Origin of the sequence: Burkholderia sp. THE68 (genome assembly GCF_009938265.1) — a bacterium.
Taxonomy (GTDB): Bacteria; Pseudomonadota; Gammaproteobacteria; order Burkholderiales; family Burkholderiaceae; genus Caballeronia.
Map to the genome: position 1 here is coordinate 90,193 of NZ_AP022316.1, position 20,565 is coordinate 110,757.

Genomic DNA, 20,565 nt, shown 5'->3' on the forward strand with positions numbered 1-20,565 from the left:
AGCGAGGGCATCGACATGTTTGCGCAAGACATCGTGTTGTGTCATCCGGTGCGCACGGCAATCGGTGCGTTCAACGGTTCGCTGAAGGACACGCCCGCCGTCGATCTCGGCGCGGCGGCGATCGCGGAAACGCTGCGGCGCGCGGGCGGCGCGCTGGATCCGGCGTCGATCGATTCGGTCGTGTTCGGCAACGTGATCCAGGCCGGCAATCGCATGAATCCGGCGCGCCAGGCGTCGGTCGGCGGCGGCGTGCCGGTTTCCGTGCCCGCGCTCGCCGTCAATCGCGTGTGCGGCTCGGGCGCGCAGGCCGTGGCGACGGCCGCGACCGAGATCGCAGCGGGCGTCACGAAGCTCGCCATCGCGGGCGGCATGGAGAACATGGACCGCGCGCCGTATCTGCTCGACGGCGGGCGGCGCGGCTATCGCATGGGCAATGCCCAGATCTACGACAGCATGCTGCGCGACGGCCTCGTTGATGCATTCTCGGGCGAACATTCCGGCTGGCACACGGAAGACCTCGTGACGAAGCTGGATATCACGCGTGAAGCGCAAGACCGCTGGGCCGAGCGTTCGCAGCAGTTGTTCGCGGCCGCACAGAAGGACGGCGCGTTCGATGCGGAGATCGCCGGCATCGACGTGAAGGCGGGCCGCGAAACCGTCGCGTTCGCGCGCGACGAGCAGCCGCGTCCGGACACGACGCTCGCGACGCTTGCGAAGCTGCGCCCGGCGTTTCGTCCCGACGGCACGATCACGGCGGGCAATGCGCCGGGGCTGAACAGCGGCGCCTCCGCCATGATCGTGACGAGCCGCAGGGAAGCAGAGGCGCGCGGCATCGAACCGTTCGTGCGGCTCGCGGCGTTCGGCGTGGCGGCGGTCGAACCCGGCATGTTCGGGCTCGGACCGGTGCCCGCCGTGCAGCAGGCATTGCAGCGCGCCGGATGGACGCTCGCCGATGTGGAGCGCTTCGAGATCAACGAAGCCTTCGCGGCGGTGCCGATCGCGGTGGCGCGCACGCTCGGCGTGCCGGAAGACATCGTCAACGTGGACGGCGGCGCGATCGCGCACGGGCATCCGATCGGCGCGACCGGCGCGGTACTCACGACGCGTCTCGCTCACGCGATGCGCCGCGACGGCGTGAAGCGCGCGATCGTCACGCTGTGCATCGGCGGCGGGCAGGGAATCGCGCTCGCGCTGGAGGCAATCGCGTAGACGTTGGCGTCAGCGCTTCGCCGCCTTCTGCATATCGTCGAATCCCGCCGCGGCCTGTTGCACGTCCGGCGGGAAATCGTCCATCTCCATTACCTGCCGCACTTCGATCATCTCCGTGTCCGATCCCGGGCAGCGCTTCGCCCATTCGATCGCTTCCTCGCGCGATTTCACCTGCAGCATCCAGTAACCGCCGAGCACTTCCTTGGCCTCGGCGAACGGCCCGTCGGTCACGCGCGGCTTGCCGCCTTCGAACGTGACGCGCGCGCCCATCGACGGCGGATGCAGCCCGTCGAGCGCGAGCAGCACGCCCGCTTTCTGCAATTCCTCGTTGTATTTCATCATCGCGGCGACGGCGTCCGCGCTCGGCATCGTGCCCGGCTGCGCGCTTTCGTAGCCGCGCGGAATCATCAGCATCATGAATCGCATGTGGATCGCTCCCTGAAGTTCGTGTATTGATCGAGCGTCATCAACGCGCTCACACCCTACGACGAGCAACATGACACGAGATCGACATGCCCGCTCTTAAGCGTTTGTCCCTAGTCGATTGCTGTTGCCTTCGCAGCTCGTACGATCAAATAATGTAATCCATTACATCTCGATCGCCGCAAGCGACATTGAGCGATGTCAGATTCGGTTCGTCCGCGTGAGGAAGTATCGATTGCCGACGTCGCCGAGCGCGCGGGCGTGTCGGTCGCCACGGTATCGCGCGTGCTCAACGGGCACACGAACGTTCGCGAGGCGACGCGCGAAAAAGTCCTCGAAGCGGTCGCGGCGAGCGGCTATCGCATCAACGAACTGGCGCGCAATCTGCGCACGGCCGAAAGCCGCCTGCTCCTCACCATGGTTCCCGACTTCGGCAATCCGTTCTATGCGGCGATCGTGCGCGGCATCGACAGCGTCGCGCGCCAGAACGGCTACTTCATGCTGCTGTGCGATACCGGCGCGGACCCGTTGCGCGAGCGAAGCTATTTCGATCTCCTGCGCGGACGCCGCGCGGACGGCGCGATCTGCCTCGATCCCGCCGCCGTGCAAAAGGCGCTCGCCGAAGAAGCCTCGACGCTGCCGTGGGTCGCGTGCTGCGAGTTCGATCCGGCGGCGGGCGTGCCGTATGTCGGCATCGACAATCATCTCGCGGCGGGCGATGTCGTGCGTTACCTGACCGCCAAGGGACATCGGCGCATCGCGCTCATCAACTCGGGGCAGGGTTATCTGTATGGACGCCAGCGGCTCGCTGGCTATCGCGATGCGCTGATGGGCGCGGGCATCGAGCCGCGCGCGGAATGGCTGATCGAGCTGGACAGTCTCGACTACGACGCGGGCGAACGCGCGGCCGCGCAACTCGCCGCACTCGGCGATGCGCGACCGACCGCCGCCTTCGCCGTCTCCGATACGCTCGCCATCGGCGTGATGAACGGCTTTCGCGGCGCGGGCTTCGCCGTGCCGGACGATGTCGCCGTCGTCGGCTTCGACGATATCGCCGTTGCCGCGCACGTCGATCCGCCGCTCACGACCGTCTCGCAGCCGATGCAACTGCTCGGCGAAACCGCCGCCGAACTGCTGCTCAAACGTCTGCGCGATCCGCGCGCGGAAGTGCCGGGCGTGCTGCTGCCGCATCGGCTGATCCAGAGAAGGAGCGCGTGACGATGAGCCTCGCCGTGCGTTTCGAAGGCATCGAAAAACAGTTCGGACCGGTGCGCGTGCTGCACGGCGTCAGCTTCGATCTCGCGCCGGGCCGCATCTACGGATTGCTCGGCGAAAACGGCGCGGGCAAGTCGACCTTGATGAAGATTCTCGCGGGCTATGAGCGCGCGAACGCGGGCGAGCTTTACGTCGATGAACGCGCGCGCAGCTTCACGAGTTCGCGCGATGCCGAGCGCGCTGGAATCGTGCTGATTCACCAGGAATTGAATCTCGCGGATCATCTGAGCATCACGCAGAACATGTTCCTCGGGCATGAGCTGAAGAAAGGCTACTTTCTCGACGAACCCGCAATGCGCGAAGCCGCGCGTGCGCGCCTGACCGAAGTCGGCCTGCACAAGAATCCGGATACGAAGGTGCGCGACCTGATCGTCGCGGAGAAGCAACTGGTCGAGATCGCGAAGGCGATGTTGCGCGACGCGCGCCTGCTGATCATGGACGAGCCGACCGCGACGCTCACGCCCTCCGAGACGCAGCGTCTGTTCGGCCTGATGGCGCGCCTGAAGGATGCGGGAACGACCATCGTCTATATCTCGCACAAGCTCGACGAAGTGGAGCGCGTGACCGACGACGTGATCGTGATGCGCGACGGCCGCTTCGTCGAGCGCGCGCCGACCAGTACGCTCACGCGCCGGCAGATGGCGAATCTGATGGTCGGCCGCGAAGTCTCCGACATGTTTCCGGACAAGCCCGCATTGCGCGCCGACGCGCCGGTCGCCTTCGAGGTCGAAGGCGCATCGGTGCCCGGCTGGGCAAACGGCATCGGCTTTGCGGTGCGCGAAGGCGAGGTGTTCGGCTTCGCGGGACTCGTCGGCGCCGGTCGCACGGAGTTGTTCGAGGCGCTCGTCGGCTTGCGGACGCTCGCCGCGGGGCGCGTCGTCATCAACGGAGAGGCGGTCAAGCTGAAGAATCCGCGCGATGCGATGAAGCACGGCCTCACGTATCTGAGCGAGGATCGCAAGGGACGCGGCCTGCATGTGGACATGGCGCTGAAAGACAATCTCACGATGATGACGCTGGAGCGTTACGCGCATCCGTTCATCGATATGCACGCCGAACGGGATGCTTTGAACAAGGCGGTGAAGGACTTCGGCATCCGCACGGGAAACCCGTCGATTCGCGCGCGCATGCTATCGGGCGGCAATCAGCAGAAGCTCGCGCTCGCGAAATTCCTGAATCCCGACCCGCGCGTGATCGTGCTCGACGAACCCACGCGCGGCGTCGATGTCGGCGCGAAACGCGACATCTATTTTCTGATTCATCGCCTCGCCGCCGAAGGCCGCGCGGTGATCGTGATTTCATCCGAACTGATCGAGCTGATCGGCTTGTGTCATCGCGTCGCGGTGATGCGCGCGGGCGAACTCGTCGCGACGCTCGGCATGGATCTTTTGACCGAAGAGAGGTTGATCGCGCATGCGACCGGCACACACTGAAGACATCGAAAGCGAGAGCCGCCTCTCCACTGTCGCGCGTTTTCTGTTCGGCGTCGGGCCGCTGATCGGGCTGGTCGCGCTGTGCATCGGCGGCACGCTGCTCAATCGCGACTTCGCCACCCTCGACAACGCGATGAACGTGCTCACGCGCACGTCGTTCATCGGCATCATCGCGGTGGGGATGACCTTCGTGATCATCTCGGGCGGCATCGACCTGTCGGTCGGCTCGATGGCCGCGCTGATCGCGGGCAGCATGATCTACATGATGAACGCGCTGATGCAGGGCTTTCATGGGCACGCGGTGCCGCCGCTCCTGATCATCGCGCTGGGCGTCGTGCTCGCGCTCGTGCTCGGCGCGCTGTTCGGCTTCGCGCATGGCGTGCTGGTGACGAAGGGGCGCATCGAGCCGTTCATCGTCACGCTCGGCACGCTGGGCATGTTTCGCGCGCTGCTCACGTGGCTCGCGGACGGCGGCGCGCTCACGCTCGACAACTCGCTCGTCGATCTGTACGGGCCGGTCTACTACGCGAGTCTCTTCGGCGTGCCGGTGCCGATCTGGATCTTCCTGATCGTCGCGGCGGGCGGCGCGCTCGTGCTCAATCGCACGGTGTACGGACGCCACGTGCAGGCGATCGGATCGAGCGAGCAGGTCGCGCGCTATGCGGCGATTCGCGTGGATCGCGTGAAGATCGTCACGTACATGCTGCTCGGGCTGTGCGTGGCCGTCGCGACGATTCTGTATGTGCCGCGCCTGGGCTCCGCCACGCCGACGACCGGCCTTTTGTGGGAGCTGGAGGCGATCGCGTCCGTCGTGGTGGGCGGGACCGCGCTCAAGGGCGGTGAAGGACGCGTGATCGGCACGGTCATCGGCGCGATTCTGCTTTCGGTCATCAACAACATCCTGAACCTGACGAGCATCATCAGCGTGTATCTGAACGCGGCGGTGCAGGGCGCCGTGATCATCCTCGTAGCGTTTTTGCAGCGTGGTCGTCGTTAAAGCTCATAAATCCGGAGACATCGTCATGAAGAAAATGCTTCGCGCGCTCGGCGCGCTCACGTTCGCGGCGAGCGCGTTCGCCGCTGCTTCGTCGTCCGCGTTCGCCGACGAAAAAGTCGTGCTCGGCGTCGCCATTCCGACCGCGGATCACGGCTTCACGGGTGGCATCGTGTGGTGGGCCAACGAGGCGAAAAAGGAGCTGGAGAAGGCGCATCCTGACCTCAAGGTCATCGTGAAGACGGCGGCCACCGCGCCCGAACAGGCGAACCAGTTGCAGGATCTCGTGACCGTCAACAAGATCAATGCGCTCGTGATCTTCCCGCAGGAATCGGCATCGCTCACGCAGCCGGTCGCGCAGGTGAAAAAGAAGGGCGTGTACGTGACGGTGGTCGATCGTGGTCTCACTGACACCAGCGCGCAGGACGCCTACGTCGCCGGCGACAACACCGCGTTCGGCAAGGTGCCCGCCGAATATCTGGCGAAGGCGCTCGACGGCAAGGGCGACGTCGTCGCGCTGCGCGGCATTCCGACGACGCTCGACAACGAACGCTGGAACGCGTTCGAAGGCGTGATGAAGCAGTATCCGGGCATCAAGATTCTCGATGCGAAATACGCCAACTGGAATCGCGACGACGCCTTCAAGGTGATGCAGGATTACCTCACGCGCTTCAAGCATATCGACGCCGTGTGGGCCGCCGACGACGACATGATGGTCGGCGTGCTGAAGGCGATCGATCAGGCCAAGCGCACCGACGTGAAGATCGTGTTCGGCGGCGCGGGCTCGAAGGAAGCGGTGAAGCGCATCATGGACGGCGACAAGCGCGTGCCGGCCGATGTCTCGTACTCGCCGAAGTTCATCTACGACGCGATCAAGCTGACCGCCGAAGCGCGCCTGAAGGGCGACAAGCTGCCGCCGACGACGATCATCCCGTCGGTGCTCATCACGAAGGACAACGCCAAGCAGTTCTATTTCCCGAACTCGCCGTTCTGATGTGCGAAGGCCGGTCATTCGGCCTTCTTTCTCCTAGAGGCGCAAGATGAAAACCATCAAAGGCCCGGCGATATTTCTCGCGCAGTTCATGGGCGATCAGCCGCCGTTCGATACGCTGGATAACCTGGCGTCTTGGGCGGCTTCGCTCGGCTATGAAGGCATACAGGTTCCCGCCGATCCGCGTCTGATCGATCTGGAGAAGGCCGCATCGAGCGATGCATATTGCGACGACATCCGCCGCATTGTCGACGATGCCGGCGTGTCGATCACCGAGTTGTCCACGCATCTGCAAGGCCAGTTGATCGCCGTGCATCCCGCTTACGACACCTTGTTCGATGGCTTCGCCGCGCCGCACGTGCGCGGCGATCCCGCGGCGCGCACGCAATGGGCGATTTCGCAACTGAAGCTCGCGGCGGCGGCGTCGAAGCGTTTGGGCTTAAGCGCGCACGTGACGTTTTCGGGTGCGCTCGCGTGGCCGTATGTGTATCCGTGGCCACAGCGTCCGGCGGGTCTCGTCGAAGCCGCGTTCGATGAACTCGCCACACGATGGCGGCCGATTCTCGACGAGTTCGATCGCGCGGGCGTCGATGTGTGTTACGAGCTGCATCCCGGCGAGGATCTGCACGACGGCGTCACGTTCGAGCGTTTTCTCGCGGCGGTGGACGATCATCCGCGCGCGAACATCCTGTTCGATCCGAGTCACTTCGTGTTGCAGCAACTCGATTACCTCGCGTTCATCGATATCTATCACGCGCGCATCAAGGCGTTTCATGTGAAGGACGCGGAGTTTCGGCCGAACGGCAGACAGGGCGTGTATGGCGGCTATTCCGGCTGGGCCGATCGCGCGGGACGGTTTCGTTCGCTGGGCGATGGCCAGATCGACTTCAAGGCGATCTTCTCGAAGATGGCGCAATACGACTTTTCCGGCTGGGCCGTGCTCGAATGGGAATGCGCGTTGAAGCATCCCGAGGACGGCGCGCGCGAGGGCGCGGTGTTCATCCGGGATCACATCATCCGCGTGGCCGAGCGCGCGTTCGACGACTTCGCCGGCAGCGGCGCGAGCCGCGAGCAGATGCGCGGCGTGCTCGGTATCGGAGACAGGCGATGAATCGCGTGAGACTGGGGATGGTCGGCGGCGGCGAGGGCGCGTTCATCGGCGCGGTGCATCGGATCGCGGCACGGCTCGATGATCGTTATGAGCTTGTCGCGGGCGCGTTGTCGTCGGATGCGCGAAGGGCGGCGTCGAGCGCGGCGGCGATCGGCCTTGCGCGCAGTTACGACGATTATCGCGAGATGGCGCGCACCGAAGCGGGGCGCTCGGACGGCATCGAGGCGGTGGCCATCGTCACGCCGAATCATCTGCATGCGCCGATCGCCACCGCTTTTCTGGAAGCGGGCATCCACGTGATCTGCGACAAGCCGCTCGCCGTTTCGCTCGATGAAGGCGAGGCGCTCGCGAAGCTCGCGCGCGAGAAGGATCGCCTGTTCGCGGTGACTTATACCTACACGGGTTATCCGCTCGTGCGGCACGCGCGCGGGATGGTGCGGCGCGGCCTGCTCGGCGACATTCGCGTCGTGCAGGTCGAGTATGCGCAGGACTGGCTGTCGTTGCCGGTCGAGACGCAATCGAATCGACAGGCCCTGTGGCGCACCGATCCCGCGTTGGCAGGACCGGCGGGCTGTCTCGGCGATATCGGCACGCATGCGTATCAGCTCGCGGAGTACGTGACGGGGATGCGGCCGATGGAGTTATCGGCGGATGTGACGACGTTCGTGCCGAACCGGCGCGTGGACGATCACGTTCAGGCGATGTTCCGTTATGCGGGCGGCGCGCGCGGGATGCTGTGGGCGAGCCAGGTCGCGGCGGGCGAGGAGAACGCGCTGCGCTTGCGTGTGTATGGCACGAAGGCGGGCATCGCGTTCGATCAGCAGAAGCCGAATGAGTTGTGGTTCACGCCGATTGGGGGTGCGTCGGAGCGTCTGACGCGCGGGCGCGTGCAGAGTCCGGAAGCGCTGCACGCGACGCGTGTGCCGGCCGGGCATCCGGAAGGGTATCTGGAGGCGTTCGCGCAGGTTTATACGGATGCGGCGGCGTGTATCGCGAGCGGAACGACGCAGGGGGATGAGTGGCTTACCACGGTCGAGGATGGGGTCGCCGGGTTGAGGTTCGTGGATGCGGTGTTGAGGAGCAGCGAGGGGAATGGGGAGTGGGTGGCGCTTGCCTGATGATGCGCATGCCTCAGTCGATCACCCATTTTCCTCGAATCATCGCTTCCTCCAGCATGCCGAGGGTGAGTTGCCATCCGCCAAGCGTTTCCCGAGCCTGCTGGCTGAAGGGCGATTTGAGCAGTGTCCAGAAAAATGCTGGCTTGCTTAACTTGATGAATGGGTAATAGTGGTCCAGCTCGAATCCGCTCATGTCGACGCCGAATTTCGTTCCCCAATCGTTGAGCAGCACTGAAATCGCGGGCGGATTCAAGTCGAGGTCGTGATACAGATCGGTCTCGGGCGAGAGTTTGCGCTTGCCCAGCTTCACTTCGAGATATTCGATGAGCAGCTCCCAGGCTTTCGATTGGGCAATCATTTTCAATCTTCGGGCTTCTGAGCGGAACGGGTTGGGCGATAATAGTTCCGTATATCTAATTAATCAACGCTTGCGCAACAGCAGCAATCCCACACGCCATATCGCCAAAAAAAACGCGACTCCCGAAAGAGCCGCGTTTCTCACCTCAAAACTCAAAACCGAATCGTTTCGACCTCACGCCCAGTTCGCGTGAAAACTCCCCGCCTTATCCACCCGCTCGAACGTATGCGCGCCGAAGAAATCGCGCTGCGCCTGCACGAGATTCGCGGGCAGCCGCTCCGAGCGATACGCATCGAAATACGCGATCGCCGACGAGAACGCCGGCGCCGGAATCCCTGCCTTCACCGCCGCGACGATGACATCACGCAAGGCATCCTGATACTTCGCCGCGATATCGCTGAAATACGGATCGAGCAGCAGATTCGCGAGCTGCGAATCCTTCGCATAAGCATCCGTGATCTTCTGCAGGAAGCGCGCGCGGATGATGCAGCCGGCCCGGAAGATCTTCGCGATCTCGCCATACTGCAGATCCCACTTGTACTCTTCCGACGCCGCGCGCAACTGCGCAAACCCCTGCGCATACGAGACGATCTTGCTGAGATACAACGCGCGCCGCACCGACTCGACGAACGCCGCACGATCGCCATCGAACTTCGGCGCCGGACCGCTCAAAACCTTGCTCGCCGCCACGCGCTGATCCTTCAGCGACGACAGCACGCGCGCGAACACCGCTTCGGTGATCAGCGGCAGCGGCGCGCCGAGATCGAGCGCATTCTGGCTCGTCCACTTGCCCGTGCCCTTTTGCGCGGCGCGGTCGAGAATCACATCGACGAGATCCTTGCCGGTTTCATCGTCCTTCTTCGAGAAGATCTTCGACGTGATCTCGATCAGGTAACTGTCCAGCTCGCCCTGATTCCATTCCACATAGACCTTGCCCAGTTCTTCGTTCGACAAGCCCGCGACGCGTTTCAGCACGTCATAGCTCTCGGCGATCAGTTGCATGTCGCCATACTCGATGCCGTTGTGCACCATCTTCACGAAGTGGCCCGCGCCATCCGGACCCATGTACGCGACGCACGGCTCGCCGTCCGGCGCTTTCGCGGCGATCTCGGTGAGGATCGGCGCGACCAGTTCGTAGGCTTCCTTCTGTCCGCCCGGCATGATCGACGGGCCCTTCAGCGCGCCTTCCTCGCCGCCCGACACGCCCGTGCCGATGAAATGCAGCCCGGACTTCGCGAGATCCTGGTTGCGGCGGATGGTGTCGGTGAAATGCGTGTTGCCGCCGTCGATGAGAATGTCGCCCTTTTCCAGCAGCGGACGCAGCGACGCGATGGTGTCGTCGGTGCCCGCGCCGGCCTTCACCATCATCAGGATGCGGCGCGGCTTTTCGAGCGACTCGACGAACTCTTCGAGCGTGTAAGTGGGCACGAGCTTTTTGTCGGGATGTTCGGCAATCAGTTCGTCGGTTTTGGCGCGGCTGCGGTTGTAGACCGAAACGGCGTGACCGCGGCTCTCGATGTTCAAGGCCAGATTTCGGCCCATGACGGCGAGGCCCACCACGCCGATAGCTTGTTTGCTCATGCTTGATCTCCGGATAACCGAAGCCGACGCGGCTCGTGGCGCGCGGCTTCGGGATGAAAACGTGTCGATGGGAGCGGCGCCCGCGCGTGAGAGATCGTCTCCAGGTTCGATCGGCGGCTCGACGGGCCGTGCGGCGAACCGAACGTTGCGCGAACGCGGACCGCCCCGAATTTACCACTTTGAGGCGCATCCGGCAGGGGGCATGCCGCCCGCACGAGCGCTTTGCGCGCCGCCGTCTTAGAATGAACGCCCGCAACGAGCACGCCGCGAAGGCCCGCCGAAGATGCCGTCGTCGCGGCGCACGCGCCGCCATCATTACTCCGTCTATGTGGTCGAACTGTCCGGCTCGGTCTGGAACGAAGCGCGCTTTCGCCGCGCGAATCCGGATTACGTGACCGGCATGCCGTTCGTCTATGTGGGCATGACGGGCGTCGATCCGGACGTGCGTTTCGACAAGCACAAGGCGGGCATCCAGTCGAACCGCTTCGTCCGCGAATTCGGGCTGCGGCTTTTGCCGCAACTGTACGAGATGTACAACCCGATGCCCTACGACGGCGCGTGCGACATGGAAGTGGAACTGGCGATCGGCTTGCGGGAAGCGGGCTATGGCGTGTGGCAGGCGTGAAGCGGTGTCAATGATCAAAAGGAGCGAGACATGCGGATTCTGGTAGTGGGCGCGGGGGCCATCGGCGGATATTTCGGCGCGCGGTTGCTCGAAGCGGGCAGGGACGTGACCTTCCTCGTGCGCGAACGGCGCGCCGAGCGGTTGCGGCAGTGCGGCCTGAAAGTGAAAAGCCCCGAGGGCGATCTGGCTTTCGCCTGTCCGCCGATGGTGCTCGCGAAGGACATCGACCGTCCTTTCGATCTCGTGCTGCTGAGCTGCAAGGCCTACGACCTGCAAGGCGCGATCGATTCCTTCGCGGCCGCCGTCGGTCCCGACACCGCGATTCTGCCGCTCCTGAACGGCATGGGCCATCTCGACGCGCTCGATGCGCGCTTCAACCCGGCGAACGTGCTCGGCGGCCAATGCGTGATCGCCGCGACGCTCGATGCCGAAGGCGAAATCCTGCATCTGAACAACCTGCATTCGATGACCATTGGCGAGCGCGCGGGCGGGCGCAGCGCGCGCATCGACGCGATCGCCGCGCAACTCGGCGGCGCGGGCTTCGATCTGTCCGTGAGCGAAGACATCCTGCAGTCGATGTGGGACAAGTGGGTGTTCCTCGCCACGCTCGCGACCGGCACCTGCCTGATGCGCGCGCCCATCGGCGATATTCTCGCGGCGCCGGGCGGCGAGGCGCTGCTGTTCCGGCTCTTCGACGAATGCTGCGGCATCGCCGGCGACAACGCGCATGCGCCGGGCGAGCCGGTCGTCGCGCGCGCCCGTGCGTTCTTCTCCGAGCGCGGCTCGCTGATGACCGCGTCGATGCTGCGCGATCTGGAGAACGGCGCGCCGATCGAGGCCGATCACATCGTCGGGGATTTGCTGGCGCGGCGGCGCACGGCGATCGACGGCGTGTCGGCGCTCGCGGTGGCGTACGCGCATCTGAAAGCCTACGAGGCGCGCCGGGCGCGCTCGGCCGCGTCGCGCTGAGCGATGGATCGCGAAGAACCGCCGCGGCCCAGCGTCGCGGAGATTTTCACCGGCTTTCTCACGCTCGGGCTGACGGCCTTCGGCGGCGCGCTGCCGCTTGCGCGTCGCGAGATCGTCGAACGCCGCAAGTGGCTCGACGCCGACGCGTTCACCGATCTCCTCGGCCTTTGCCAGTTCCTTCCGGGCGGCAACGTGATCAATCTGTCGGTGGCCATCGGCATGCGCTTTCGCGGCGTGCCGGGCGCGCTCGCGGGCCTGCTCGGTCTGCTCGCCGGGCCTTCGCTCATCGTGATCGCGCTCGGCGTGATCTATCAGCGCACGCATCAGGACCCGCGCATCGCGCATCTGTTCGCGGGGCTCGCGGCGGCCGCGGCGGGCCTGCTCGTCGCGATGGCGGTGAAGATCATGTGGCCATTGCGCCGCAAGCCGGAAGCGGCCGTCGTCGCGCTCCTGATGTTCGCGGCGATCGCGTTCCTGCGCACGCCTCTCCTGCCGACGATGCTGGTCTTCACGCCGCTCTCGGTGCTGATCGCGTGGAAGCTGCGCCGATGATGGACAACCTGCTGTCGCTCGCCGCGATCTTCAGTCAGTTGTCGCTGCTCGCGTTCGGCGGCGGCAACTCGATCCTGCCGGAAATGCAGCGTCAGGTGGTGCAGGTCCACGACTGGATGTCGAGCGCCGATTTCTCCGCGCTATTCGCGCTCGCGCAGGCCGCGCCCGGCCCCAACATGATGGTCGTCACGCTGATCGGCTGGCACGTCGCGGGATGGCCGGGCGTGCTCGTCACCTCGATCGCGAAGTTCGGTCCTTCGTCGCTCGTGACAGTCGCCGCGCTGCACGCGTGGGAGCGATTCAAGGACCGGCCGTGGCGGCGCTTCATCCAGCTCGGCCTCGTGCCGATCACGGCGGGGCTCGTCGCGGCGAGCGCGCTGCTGATCGCTCAGGCATCGGACCGGACGTGGCTATTGACGGCGATCACCGTCGTCGTGGCGACGGTTTCGTACCGCACGCGGCTGCATCCGCTCTGGCTGCTCGCGGGCGGCGCGCTCATCGGGCTGACCGGTTTTGGACAATGACGCCGCTGGTTTGATTCATTGCAATCGCCGCAATAATCATTTGCGTGTATCACGCGACTTTCATTCGTCTCACTGGCTTCTCAAAAAATGACAAATTCCAGTTTGACGGATCGAATATTGATTCCGTAGATTACGCTCCTGCCATTTAGAAATATCCAAGTCAATTAATCGTTTTCCTGACTTTGTCAGGGCCACTTTATTCGGCCACGAAAGCGCGCGCAGCCCTCCGGCGACGCGCGGGAGGAATCTTTTACCCTACGGAACGATACGCGAACCGTCGCTCGAATTTCCTATTGGAACAGGGAATGTGCATCGTCGAATTAGATTCGATTAAGAGATTGCATAACAAAATATGATATATCTGACTCGAAAATGAGAAACAGCTTTCAGTCGATGTCGAATAGCTTGCCAGATTGACAGTTGGTATCTACCAAAATGCCTCACGTCGTAACAGGAGAAATCAAATGAAAATAAGAAGTTCCCCGGTGATTCCGTCGCTGATATGCCCCGGTATTCCGCTTGACGGCGTGCGGATCGGCGTCGTCGTCCGGATCGTCGACTCCGACACGTCCGCGTATATCAACTACCTGATCCAGGCCGCCGACGGAACCCAGTACGCCGCGCAGATGGACACCCGGCGGCGGCGCAACCGGGACGCCCTGATCCGCCTCGCGGTCGAATCCGGGCGCTCCGTCATGCTCGTCGGCGGCATCAACAGTTATGTGCGATCGGCGGTCGTCGGGACCGAAAGCCATGCGTTTGCGGGTAATGACGGCTTGCATTAGGCGAGCGCGTGCGAACGGCGCGCTTGAATCGCAGAAGCGCCGTTCAGCCATATCGGCTCACAGTGGGCCGTAATTCAGATATATAGGGTGATTCGTTGAGAAACATCGATAGCAATGCCAGCCTGCTGCTGGTTCGAGGTGGCGTTCCCCTCCGGGACGTGAGAGGCGGATATTTAATCCGCATTATCGATTCAAACGACCTTGAAAATGTCAATTACATACTCCGATCCGAAGACGGCGCGTCATACTGCGGTCAGTTGAATATCTCCGCTCACGACAATCGCAACAATCTCCTGATGATGGCGCTCGATTATGGTCTGCCCATTACGCTGGCCGGCGATCAACGCGGCTATATCATCGGGATGGCCATTGGGCCCAGTGATTCGCCGATCCCGTCATTGAATTCCACGTTTCTCAAACTGCAGGACACGCGCACGGGAATCGTGGTCCGGATCGTCGACAAGGACCAGGGCGCCGCCGTCCATTACGTGCTGCAAACGAACGACGGCTCGCGCTATTGCATGCACATGTGGCCGAACGGGGAAAGCTACGACAATCGAAATAATCTCTTTATGATGGCGCTGAGAACGAATATGGCCGTGACCGTCACCGGAAGCCCGCATCACGAGGTGACGGCGATTGCGATCGGATCGTGACGCCCCCCGTAGATCTCGACTTTGCGGGCGGCGGGCAGAGTTTCTGCTGAACGCCCAATAAGACGAAGGAGCAAGGACGAGCGCCATGACCATGAATATCGAATACGCGAAAAGCGCGCCCGAACGCGCGGAACTCGACGCGCTGAGCGGCCCGCTGGTCGTCGAGTTCGGCACCGACTGGTGCGGCTTCTGCCGCGCCGCGCAGCCGCTGATCGCGCAGGCGTTTCAGGGACATGGCGCCATCAGGCACCTGAAAATCGAGGACGGCAGCGGCCGGCCGCTCGGCCGCTCGTTTCGCGTGAAGCTCTGGCCGACGCTCGTCTTCATGCTGGGCGGCAAGGAGGTCGCGCGCCTGGTGCGTCCCGGCGACGTCGCCGAAATCCGCGACGCGCTCGCGCTCATCGACAAGCCGCTCGCATAATCGCACGCGACTAAGGGTTTTGCCTTGGTCAACGTCTGGCCCGTAAACTTGTATGATGACCCGACAACTTTACGATCGTCATCGATTCGCATGTTCGAAAAGATTCCGCAGCGCGCCCTGTCCGATTCGGTCGCGCAGCAACTGCAAAAGCTGATCGAGAAGGGCAGCTTCGCCAGCACCGGCAAGCTGCCGACTGAAGCCGTGCTCGCGCAGGAGTTCGGCGTGAGCCGCACGGTGATCCGAGAAGCGGTCTCGCGGCTGAAGAACGAAGGCATGGTCGAGCCGCGGCAAGGCAGCGGCGTGTTCATTGTCGAGCGCGCGGGCATCCGGCCGCTGCGGATCGACTACGCGCAGGCCGCCGAGCCGGGCGCGGTCGTGCAGATTCTCGCGCTGCGCCGGGCGATCGAGGCCGAAGTGGCGTCCGAAGCCGCGCTGCGCCGCACCGACGCCCAGCTCGCCGCCATCGACGACGCCCTCGCGCGTATCGATGCCGCGGTGCGCGAAGGAAGGGACGGCGTCGCCGAGGACGTCGCGTTTCATCGCGAAATCGCCAATGCGACCGGCAATCCGTACTTCCTGAAAACCCTCACCTTTCTGAACCAGTATCTCGAAGCCGGCACGATCGTCACGCGCGGCAACGAAGCGCTGCGCGAGGATTTCATGCGGCAGGTGCGCGAGGAACACGCGGCGATCGTCGAGGCGATCCGCGCCAGCAACGCCGCCGCCGCGCGCAACGCCGCGCAGACGCATCTCATCAACGCCGCGCGCCGCCTGTCGGAAGCGGGCATCTGCTAATTCATCGGGAAAAAACGCTATGACGAGAAACGTGGGAGTCATCGGTCTGGGCGCAATGGGCATGGGCGTCGCACGCTCGCTGTTGCGCGCGGGCTTCGCCGTTCACGCCTGCGACGTGAAAAAGGCCGCGCTCGACGCGTTCGCGGCCGAGGGCGGCATCGCGTGCGCGTCGCCCGCCGAGCTGGGCGGCAAGTGCGAGGTCGTGTTGACGGTCGTCGTCAATGCGGCGCAGACCGAGGCCGTGTTGTTCGGCGAGAGTGGCGCCGTCGACGCGATGAAACCTGGCAGCGTCGTGCTTGCGTGCGCGACGGTGTCGCCGCAATTCGCCGCCGAGCTAGGCAGACGCATCGGCGAAAAGGGCGTGCTGCTGCTCGACGCGCCCTTGTCCGGCGGCGCGGCGAAGGCCAATTCAGGCGACATGACGATGATGACCTCCGGCCCCGCCGATGCCTACGCCGCCTGCGAGGACGTGCTCGATGCGATCGCGGGCAAGGTCTATCGTCTCGGCGACGCGCACGGCGCGGGCTCGAAGGTCAAGATCATCAATCAGCTGCTCGCGGGCGTGCATATCGCGGCGGCGGCCGAAGCGATGGCGCTCGGCCTGCGCGAGGGCGTCGATCCCGACGCGCTTTACGAAGTCATCACCCACAGCGCCGGCAACTCGTGGATGTTCGAGAACCGCGTGCCGCACATTCTCACGGGCGATTACACGCCGCTGTCCGCCGTCGATATCTTCGTGAAGGACCTCGGCCTCGTGCTCGACACGGCCCGCACGTCGAAATTCCCGCTGCCGCTGTCGGCGGCGGCGCACCAGATGTTCATGATGGCGTCCACCGCCGGACACGGCGGCGAGGACGATTCCGCGGTCATCAAGATTTTTCCGGGCATCGATGTCCCGAAGGGAGCGAAGGCATGACGCAGGCACTGCTCGGCTGTATCGCCGACGATTTCACCGGCGCGACCGATCTCGCCAACATGCTCGTGCGCGGCGGCATGCGTACGGTGCAGACCATCGGCGTGCCGGCGGCGGACGCGCGCATCGAGGCGGACGCGCTCGTCGTCGCGCTGAAGTCGCGCACCATTTCCGCCGATGACGCCGTGCGCCAGTCGCTCGACGCGCTCGCATGGCTGCGCGCGCAGGGCTGCCGCCAGTTCTTCTTCAAGTATTGCTCGACCTTCGATTCGACCGACGAGGGCAACATCGGCCCGGTCGCGGATGCGCTGCTGGACGCGCTGAAGGACGATTTCACGATCGCCTGCCCCGCATTCCCCGAGAACGGCCGCACGATCTTTCGCGGCAACCTGTTCGTCGGCGACGTGCTGCTGAACGAATCGGGCATGGAGAATCATCCGCTCACGCCGATGACCGATCCGAACCTCGTGCGCGTGTTGCAGCGCCAGACGAAATCGAAAGTGGGCCTGATCCGTTACGACACGATCGCCAAAGGCGCCGACGCGATCCGCGCGCGTATCGGCGAGTTGAAGCAGGACGGCGTGCGCCTCGCGATCGCCGACGCCGTGTCCGACGCCGATCTCCACGTGCTCGGCGATGCGTGCCGCGATCTCACGCTGATCACGGGCGGCTCGGGCATCGCGCTGGGTCTGCCGCAGAACTTCCGCGCGGCGAATCTGCTCGCGCATGCGGAACACGCCGCCGATCTGCCGAAGCTCGAGGGCAAGTCGGTCGTGCTGGCGGGCAGCGCATCGAAGGCGACGAACGCGCAGGTCGCGCACTGGCGTGAATCGAAGCCGAGCTTCCGTATCGATCCGATGGCGCTTTCGCGCGGCGAGCCGGTGGTGCAGAGCGCCGTCGAATTCGCGCGCGAACACGACGAGCCGGTGCTCATCTACGCGACTTCATCGCCCGATGAAGTGAAGGCGGTGCAGAAGGAACTGGGCGTCGAAAAGGCGGGGCATCTGGTCGAGGACGCGCTCGCCTCCATCGCGCGCGCGTTGCGCGACGACGGCTACACGAGGTTCGTGGTCGCGGGCGGCGAGACGTCGGGCGCGGTCGTGCAGGCGCTCGACGTGCGTTCCTTGCGCATCGGACCGCAGATCGATCCGGGCGTGCCGGCGACGCAATCGATCGGTGCGAATGCGGGCGAAGCGCTGGGTCTCGCGCTCAAGTCCGGCAATTTCGGCGCGACCGATTTCTTCGAGAAAGCGCTGAAGGCACTGTGATGGCATCGACCGAAAATTCCATTCGCGAAGAGATCTGCCTGACCGGCAAGAGCCTCTATGAGCGTCGCTATACGGTGGGCAGCGCGGGCAACATCAGCGCGCGCCTGGAAGACGGCTGGCTGATCACTCCGACCGACGCGTGCCTTGGCCGCCTCGATCCCGCCGAGATCGCGAAGGTGGATGTGCGGGGCAATCACGTATCGGGCGGACGGCCGTCGAAGACGCTGGCGCTGCATCGCCGCATCTACGAGAACAACGCAGAGGCCCGCGGCGTCGTGCATACGCACTCGACGCATCTTGTGGCGCTGACGCTGGCGGGCGTCTGGAAACCGGATGATGTCTTGCCGCCGATCACGCCGTACTACGTGATGAAGGTGGGCCACGTGCCGCTGATCGCGTACCGGCGTCCGGGCGATGCGGCGGTGGCGGAGGAAGTGGCGGCATTGGCGTCGAAGGTGCGTGCGGTGTTGCTGGAGCGGCTTGGCCCGGTGGTCTGGGAGAAGTCGGTGTCGCACGCATCGTACGCGCTGGAGGAACTGGAAGAGACGGCGCGCCTGTATCTGTCGACGCACCCGCGCCCGGAGCCACTACCGGAAGAAGCGATCGAGGACTTGAGAGCGACGTTCAACGCCCGATGGTAGGGCTTGCGTCAGGTTTCCACGACAAATCAGGAGCAATCAAAAATGCCGAAATTCGCCGCAAACCTAACGATGATGTACACGGAACACGCGTTCCTGGACCGCTTCGCCGCAGCAGCAAAAGACGGCTTCAAGGCGGTTGAATTCCTGTTCCCTTATGACTTCGCCGCGAACGACATCAAACAGCGCCTGACCGACAACGCCCTGACGCAAGCGCTTTTCAACGCACCACCGGGAGTTTGGGCAAAGGGTGAGCGCGGCATCGCGTCATTACCCGGGCGCGAGGAAGAGTTCAAACAAAGCGTCGCAAAGGGCCTCGAATACGCCGCCGTGCTCGGCAACAGGAAGCTGCACGTGATGGCGGGCCTGATCGCCCCGGATCAGCCGAGAGAGAAACATCGCGCGGTGTATCTGAAGAACCTGGAATACGCGGCAAAGGAAGCGCAGAACGCAGGCATAGGCATCGTGATCGAGCCGATCAACACCCGCGACATTCCCGGCTTCTTCCTGAACCGCCAGGACGAAGCCCAGGCCATCTGCGATGAAATCGGCGCACCGAACCTGCAAGTGCAGTTCGACATCTACCACTGCCAGATCGTGGAAGGCGACATCGCGATGAAGCTCAAGCGCGACATGAAGCGCCCAAACGCGGGCGTCGGCCATATCCAGATCGCGGGCGTGCCGGAGCGTTACGAGCCGAGCATCGGCGAACTGAACTATCCGTATCTGTTCGAGCTGATCGATTCGCTGGGCTACGAAGGCTGGATCGGCTGCGAATATAAACCGAAGGCGGGCACGTCCGAAGGCCTCGGCTGGCTCAAACCCTATCTGTGAAAAAAGCAAGGAAGCGACCCACATGAAGATTCTCATTACCGGCGGCGCGGGTTTTCTCGGCCAGCGTCTCGCGAAGCGCCTGCTCGAACGCAACGAGCTCGACGGCAAACCCGTCACGGAACTCGTGCTGCTCGACGTCGCGCGTCCGAACGACGAACGCCTGCTCGCCGACCAGCGCGTGCGCGCCGAAACCGGCGATATCTCCGATCCGGCGGTGCTGCAACGCCACATCGATACTCAGACCGAAGCCATCTTCCACCTCGCCGCGATCGTGAGCGGCCAAGCCGAAGCGGATTTCGATCTCGGCATGAAGATCAACCTCGACGCATCGCGCGCGCTGCTCGAAGTGTGCCGCGCGGCGGGCCACAAGCCGCGCGTCGTGTTCACGAGTTCGGTCGCGGTGTACGGCGGCGCGTTACCCGATGTCGTGCAGGACGACACCGCGCTCAACCCGCAATCGTCATACGGAACGCAGAAGGCGATCGCCGAACTGCTGCTCTCCGACTACGCGCGGCGCGGTTTCGTCGATGGCCGCGTGCTGCGCCTGCCGACCATCAGCGTGCGGCCGGGCAAGCCGAACGCGGCGGCGTCGTCGTTCGCGAGCGGCATCATCCGCGAGCCGCTGAACGGCGAGCGCTCGACCTGCCCCGTCGATGGTGACACCCGCGTCTGGCTGCTGTCGCCGAAAAGCGCGGTCGAAGCGCTGATCGCAGGCTGCGAGATCGAGCGTGAGAAGCTCGGACTGCGGCCGGTCATCAACCTGCCGGGTTTGTCGGTGAGCGTGAACGAGATGGTTGCGGCACTGCGCGAAGTGGCGGGCGAGGAAGCCGTGCAGCGCATCGACTGGCAGCGCGACGAGCGCATCGAGAAGATCGTCGGCAGCTGGCCGGGCGCGTGGAACACGTCGCGCGCCGAGCAGCTCGGCCTGTCGGGCGACAGGAATTTCGCCGACGTGATCCGCGCCTATATCGCCGACGAACGCGGCTGAATCCCACTCTCTGACCCATCCACCGGGCATCGCGGGCGCGATGCCCGCGTCCCGCGCGCCGGTCATGCTGACATTTGCATTTCCGGGCTACACTTATCCCTTAA

23 protein-coding genes are annotated in these 20,565 nt (G+C 64.2%); 20 read left to right on the forward strand and 3 right to left on the reverse strand.

Annotation, left to right across the window (positions count from 1 at the left end; all coding sequences use genetic code 11):
* The first annotated feature begins 15 nt into the window (after positions 1-15).
* A complete protein-coding gene (locus tag BTHE68_RS13920) occupies positions 16-1,209 on the forward strand; it encodes a thiolase family protein (RefSeq protein WP_162066955.1) in 1,194 nt (397 codons plus the stop codon).
* A 9-nt stretch (positions 1,210-1,218) separates the two neighbouring features.
* On the opposite strand, the gene BTHE68_RS13925 is transcribed toward BTHE68_RS13920, so the two are convergent.
* Positions 1,219-1,635 carry a YciI family protein gene (locus BTHE68_RS13925; RefSeq protein WP_061175180.1) on the reverse strand — a complete coding sequence of 139 codons (417 nt, stop codon included), beginning with the start codon at positions 1,633-1,635 and terminating at the stop codon, positions 1,219-1,221.
* Positions 1,636-1,830: 195 nt separating this feature from the next.
* On the opposite strand from BTHE68_RS13925, the gene BTHE68_RS13930 reads away from it, so the two are divergent.
* From BTHE68_RS13930 to BTHE68_RS13955, 6 genes are read left to right on the forward strand one after another with little or no spacing between them, the layout of a single operon-like run.
* A complete protein-coding gene (locus tag BTHE68_RS13930; protein WP_162066956.1) occupies positions 1,831-2,850 on the forward strand; it encodes a LacI family DNA-binding transcriptional regulator in 1,020 nt (339 codons plus the stop codon).
* Positions 2,851-2,852: 2 nt separating this feature from the next.
* Positions 2,853-4,340 (forward strand): sugar ABC transporter ATP-binding protein, encoded by a 1,488-nt coding sequence (locus BTHE68_RS13935; protein WP_162066957.1) that lies wholly within the window; start codon positions 2,853-2,855, stop codon positions 4,338-4,340.
* Complete coding sequence (locus BTHE68_RS13940) at positions 4,321-5,337, forward strand: ABC transporter permease (protein WP_162066958.1); 1,017 nt, start codon at positions 4,321-4,323, stop codon at positions 5,335-5,337. The genes BTHE68_RS13935 and BTHE68_RS13940 overlap by 20 nt, the downstream gene beginning before the upstream one ends.
* A 25-nt stretch (positions 5,338-5,362) precedes the next feature.
* Positions 5,363-6,328: a substrate-binding domain-containing protein gene (locus BTHE68_RS13945; RefSeq protein ID WP_061175184.1), complete on the forward strand. Its 966-nt coding sequence runs from the start codon at positions 5,363-5,365 to the stop codon at positions 6,326-6,328.
* 46 nt (positions 6,329-6,374) lie between these two features.
* Entirely contained in the window at positions 6,375-7,436 is a 1,062-nt protein-coding gene (locus BTHE68_RS13950) for a sugar phosphate isomerase/epimerase family protein (protein WP_162066959.1), read from the forward strand.
* Positions 7,433-8,554 (forward strand): Gfo/Idh/MocA family protein, encoded by a 1,122-nt coding sequence (locus BTHE68_RS13955; RefSeq protein WP_162066960.1) that lies wholly within the window; start codon positions 7,433-7,435, stop codon positions 8,552-8,554. The genes BTHE68_RS13950 and BTHE68_RS13955 overlap by 4 nt, the downstream gene beginning before the upstream one ends.
* A gap of 13 nt (positions 8,555-8,567) precedes the next feature.
* Here the strand turns inward: BTHE68_RS13955 and BTHE68_RS13960 are convergent, their stop codons facing one another.
* Positions 8,568-8,912: a DUF1493 family protein gene (locus BTHE68_RS13960; protein WP_162066961.1), complete on the reverse strand. Its 345-nt coding sequence runs from the start codon at positions 8,910-8,912 to the stop codon at positions 8,568-8,570.
* Positions 8,913-9,086: 174 nt separating this feature from the next.
* Positions 9,087-10,493: an NADP-dependent phosphogluconate dehydrogenase gene (gene gnd / locus BTHE68_RS13965; RefSeq protein ID WP_162066962.1), complete on the reverse strand. Its 1,407-nt coding sequence runs from the start codon at positions 10,491-10,493 to the stop codon at positions 9,087-9,089.
* Positions 10,494-10,776: 283 nt separating this feature from the next.
* Between gnd and BTHE68_RS13970 the strand changes: the two genes are divergently transcribed.
* The 13 genes from BTHE68_RS13970 (at position 10,777) to denD (ending at position 20,461) form a co-directional block, all read left to right on the forward strand.
* Positions 10,777-11,118 carry a hypothetical protein gene (locus tag BTHE68_RS13970; RefSeq protein ID WP_162066963.1) on the forward strand — a complete coding sequence of 114 codons (342 nt, stop codon included), beginning with the start codon at positions 10,777-10,779 and terminating at the stop codon, positions 11,116-11,118.
* A 30-nt stretch (positions 11,119-11,148) separates the two neighbouring features.
* Entirely contained in the window at positions 11,149-12,087 is a 939-nt protein-coding gene (gene panE / locus BTHE68_RS13975) for a 2-dehydropantoate 2-reductase (RefSeq protein WP_162066964.1), read from the forward strand.
* A 3-nt stretch (positions 12,088-12,090) separates the two neighbouring features.
* Positions 12,091-12,639 carry a chromate transporter gene (locus tag BTHE68_RS13980; RefSeq protein WP_162066965.1) on the forward strand — a complete coding sequence of 183 codons (549 nt, stop codon included), beginning with the start codon at positions 12,091-12,093 and terminating at the stop codon, positions 12,637-12,639.
* Positions 12,636-13,163 (forward strand): chromate transporter, encoded by a 528-nt coding sequence (locus BTHE68_RS13985; RefSeq protein WP_162066966.1) that lies wholly within the window; start codon positions 12,636-12,638, stop codon positions 13,161-13,163. Before BTHE68_RS13980 ends, BTHE68_RS13985 begins: the two co-directional genes overlap by 4 nt.
* Positions 13,164-13,648: 485 nt before the next feature.
* The gene (locus tag BTHE68_RS13990; RefSeq protein WP_162066967.1) at positions 13,649-13,948 is read left to right on the forward strand and encodes a hypothetical protein; all 300 of its coding nucleotides are present in this window, start codon (positions 13,649-13,651) and stop codon (positions 13,946-13,948) included.
* Positions 13,949-14,043: 95 nt separating this feature from the next.
* Positions 14,044-14,604, forward strand: a complete 561-nt coding sequence (locus BTHE68_RS13995; RefSeq protein WP_162066968.1) for a hypothetical protein — start codon at positions 14,044-14,046, stop codon at positions 14,602-14,604.
* Positions 14,605-14,689: 85 nt separating this feature from the next.
* A complete protein-coding gene (locus tag BTHE68_RS14000; RefSeq protein ID WP_162066969.1) occupies positions 14,690-15,025 on the forward strand; it encodes a thioredoxin family protein in 336 nt (111 codons plus the stop codon).
* A 90-nt stretch (positions 15,026-15,115) separates the two neighbouring features.
* Entirely contained in the window at positions 15,116-15,820 is a 705-nt protein-coding gene (locus BTHE68_RS14005; protein ID WP_162066970.1) for a FadR/GntR family transcriptional regulator, read from the forward strand.
* A 19-nt stretch (positions 15,821-15,839) separates the two neighbouring features.
* Positions 15,840-16,736, forward strand: coding sequence for an L-threonate dehydrogenase (gene ltnD / locus BTHE68_RS14010; protein WP_162066971.1), 897 nt, complete (start codon positions 15,840-15,842; stop codon positions 16,734-16,736).
* A complete protein-coding gene (gene otnK / locus BTHE68_RS14015; RefSeq protein WP_162066972.1) occupies positions 16,733-18,001 on the forward strand; it encodes a 3-oxo-tetronate kinase in 1,269 nt (422 codons plus the stop codon). Before ltnD ends, otnK begins: the two co-directional genes overlap by 4 nt.
* Complete coding sequence (gene otnC, locus BTHE68_RS14020) at positions 18,001-18,642, forward strand: 3-oxo-tetronate 4-phosphate decarboxylase (RefSeq protein ID WP_162066973.1); 642 nt, start codon at positions 18,001-18,003, stop codon at positions 18,640-18,642. The genes otnK and otnC overlap by 1 nt, the downstream gene beginning before the upstream one ends.
* A gap of 42 nt (positions 18,643-18,684) precedes the next feature.
* The gene (otnI, locus tag BTHE68_RS14025) at positions 18,685-19,473 is read left to right on the forward strand and encodes a 2-oxo-tetronate isomerase (RefSeq protein WP_162066974.1); all 789 of its coding nucleotides are present in this window, start codon (positions 18,685-18,687) and stop codon (positions 19,471-19,473) included.
* Between the two features lie 22 nt (positions 19,474-19,495).
* Positions 19,496-20,461, forward strand: coding sequence for a D-erythronate dehydrogenase (gene denD, locus BTHE68_RS14030; protein WP_162066975.1), 966 nt, complete (start codon positions 19,496-19,498; stop codon positions 20,459-20,461).
* The last annotated feature ends 104 nt before the right edge of the window (positions 20,462-20,565 follow it).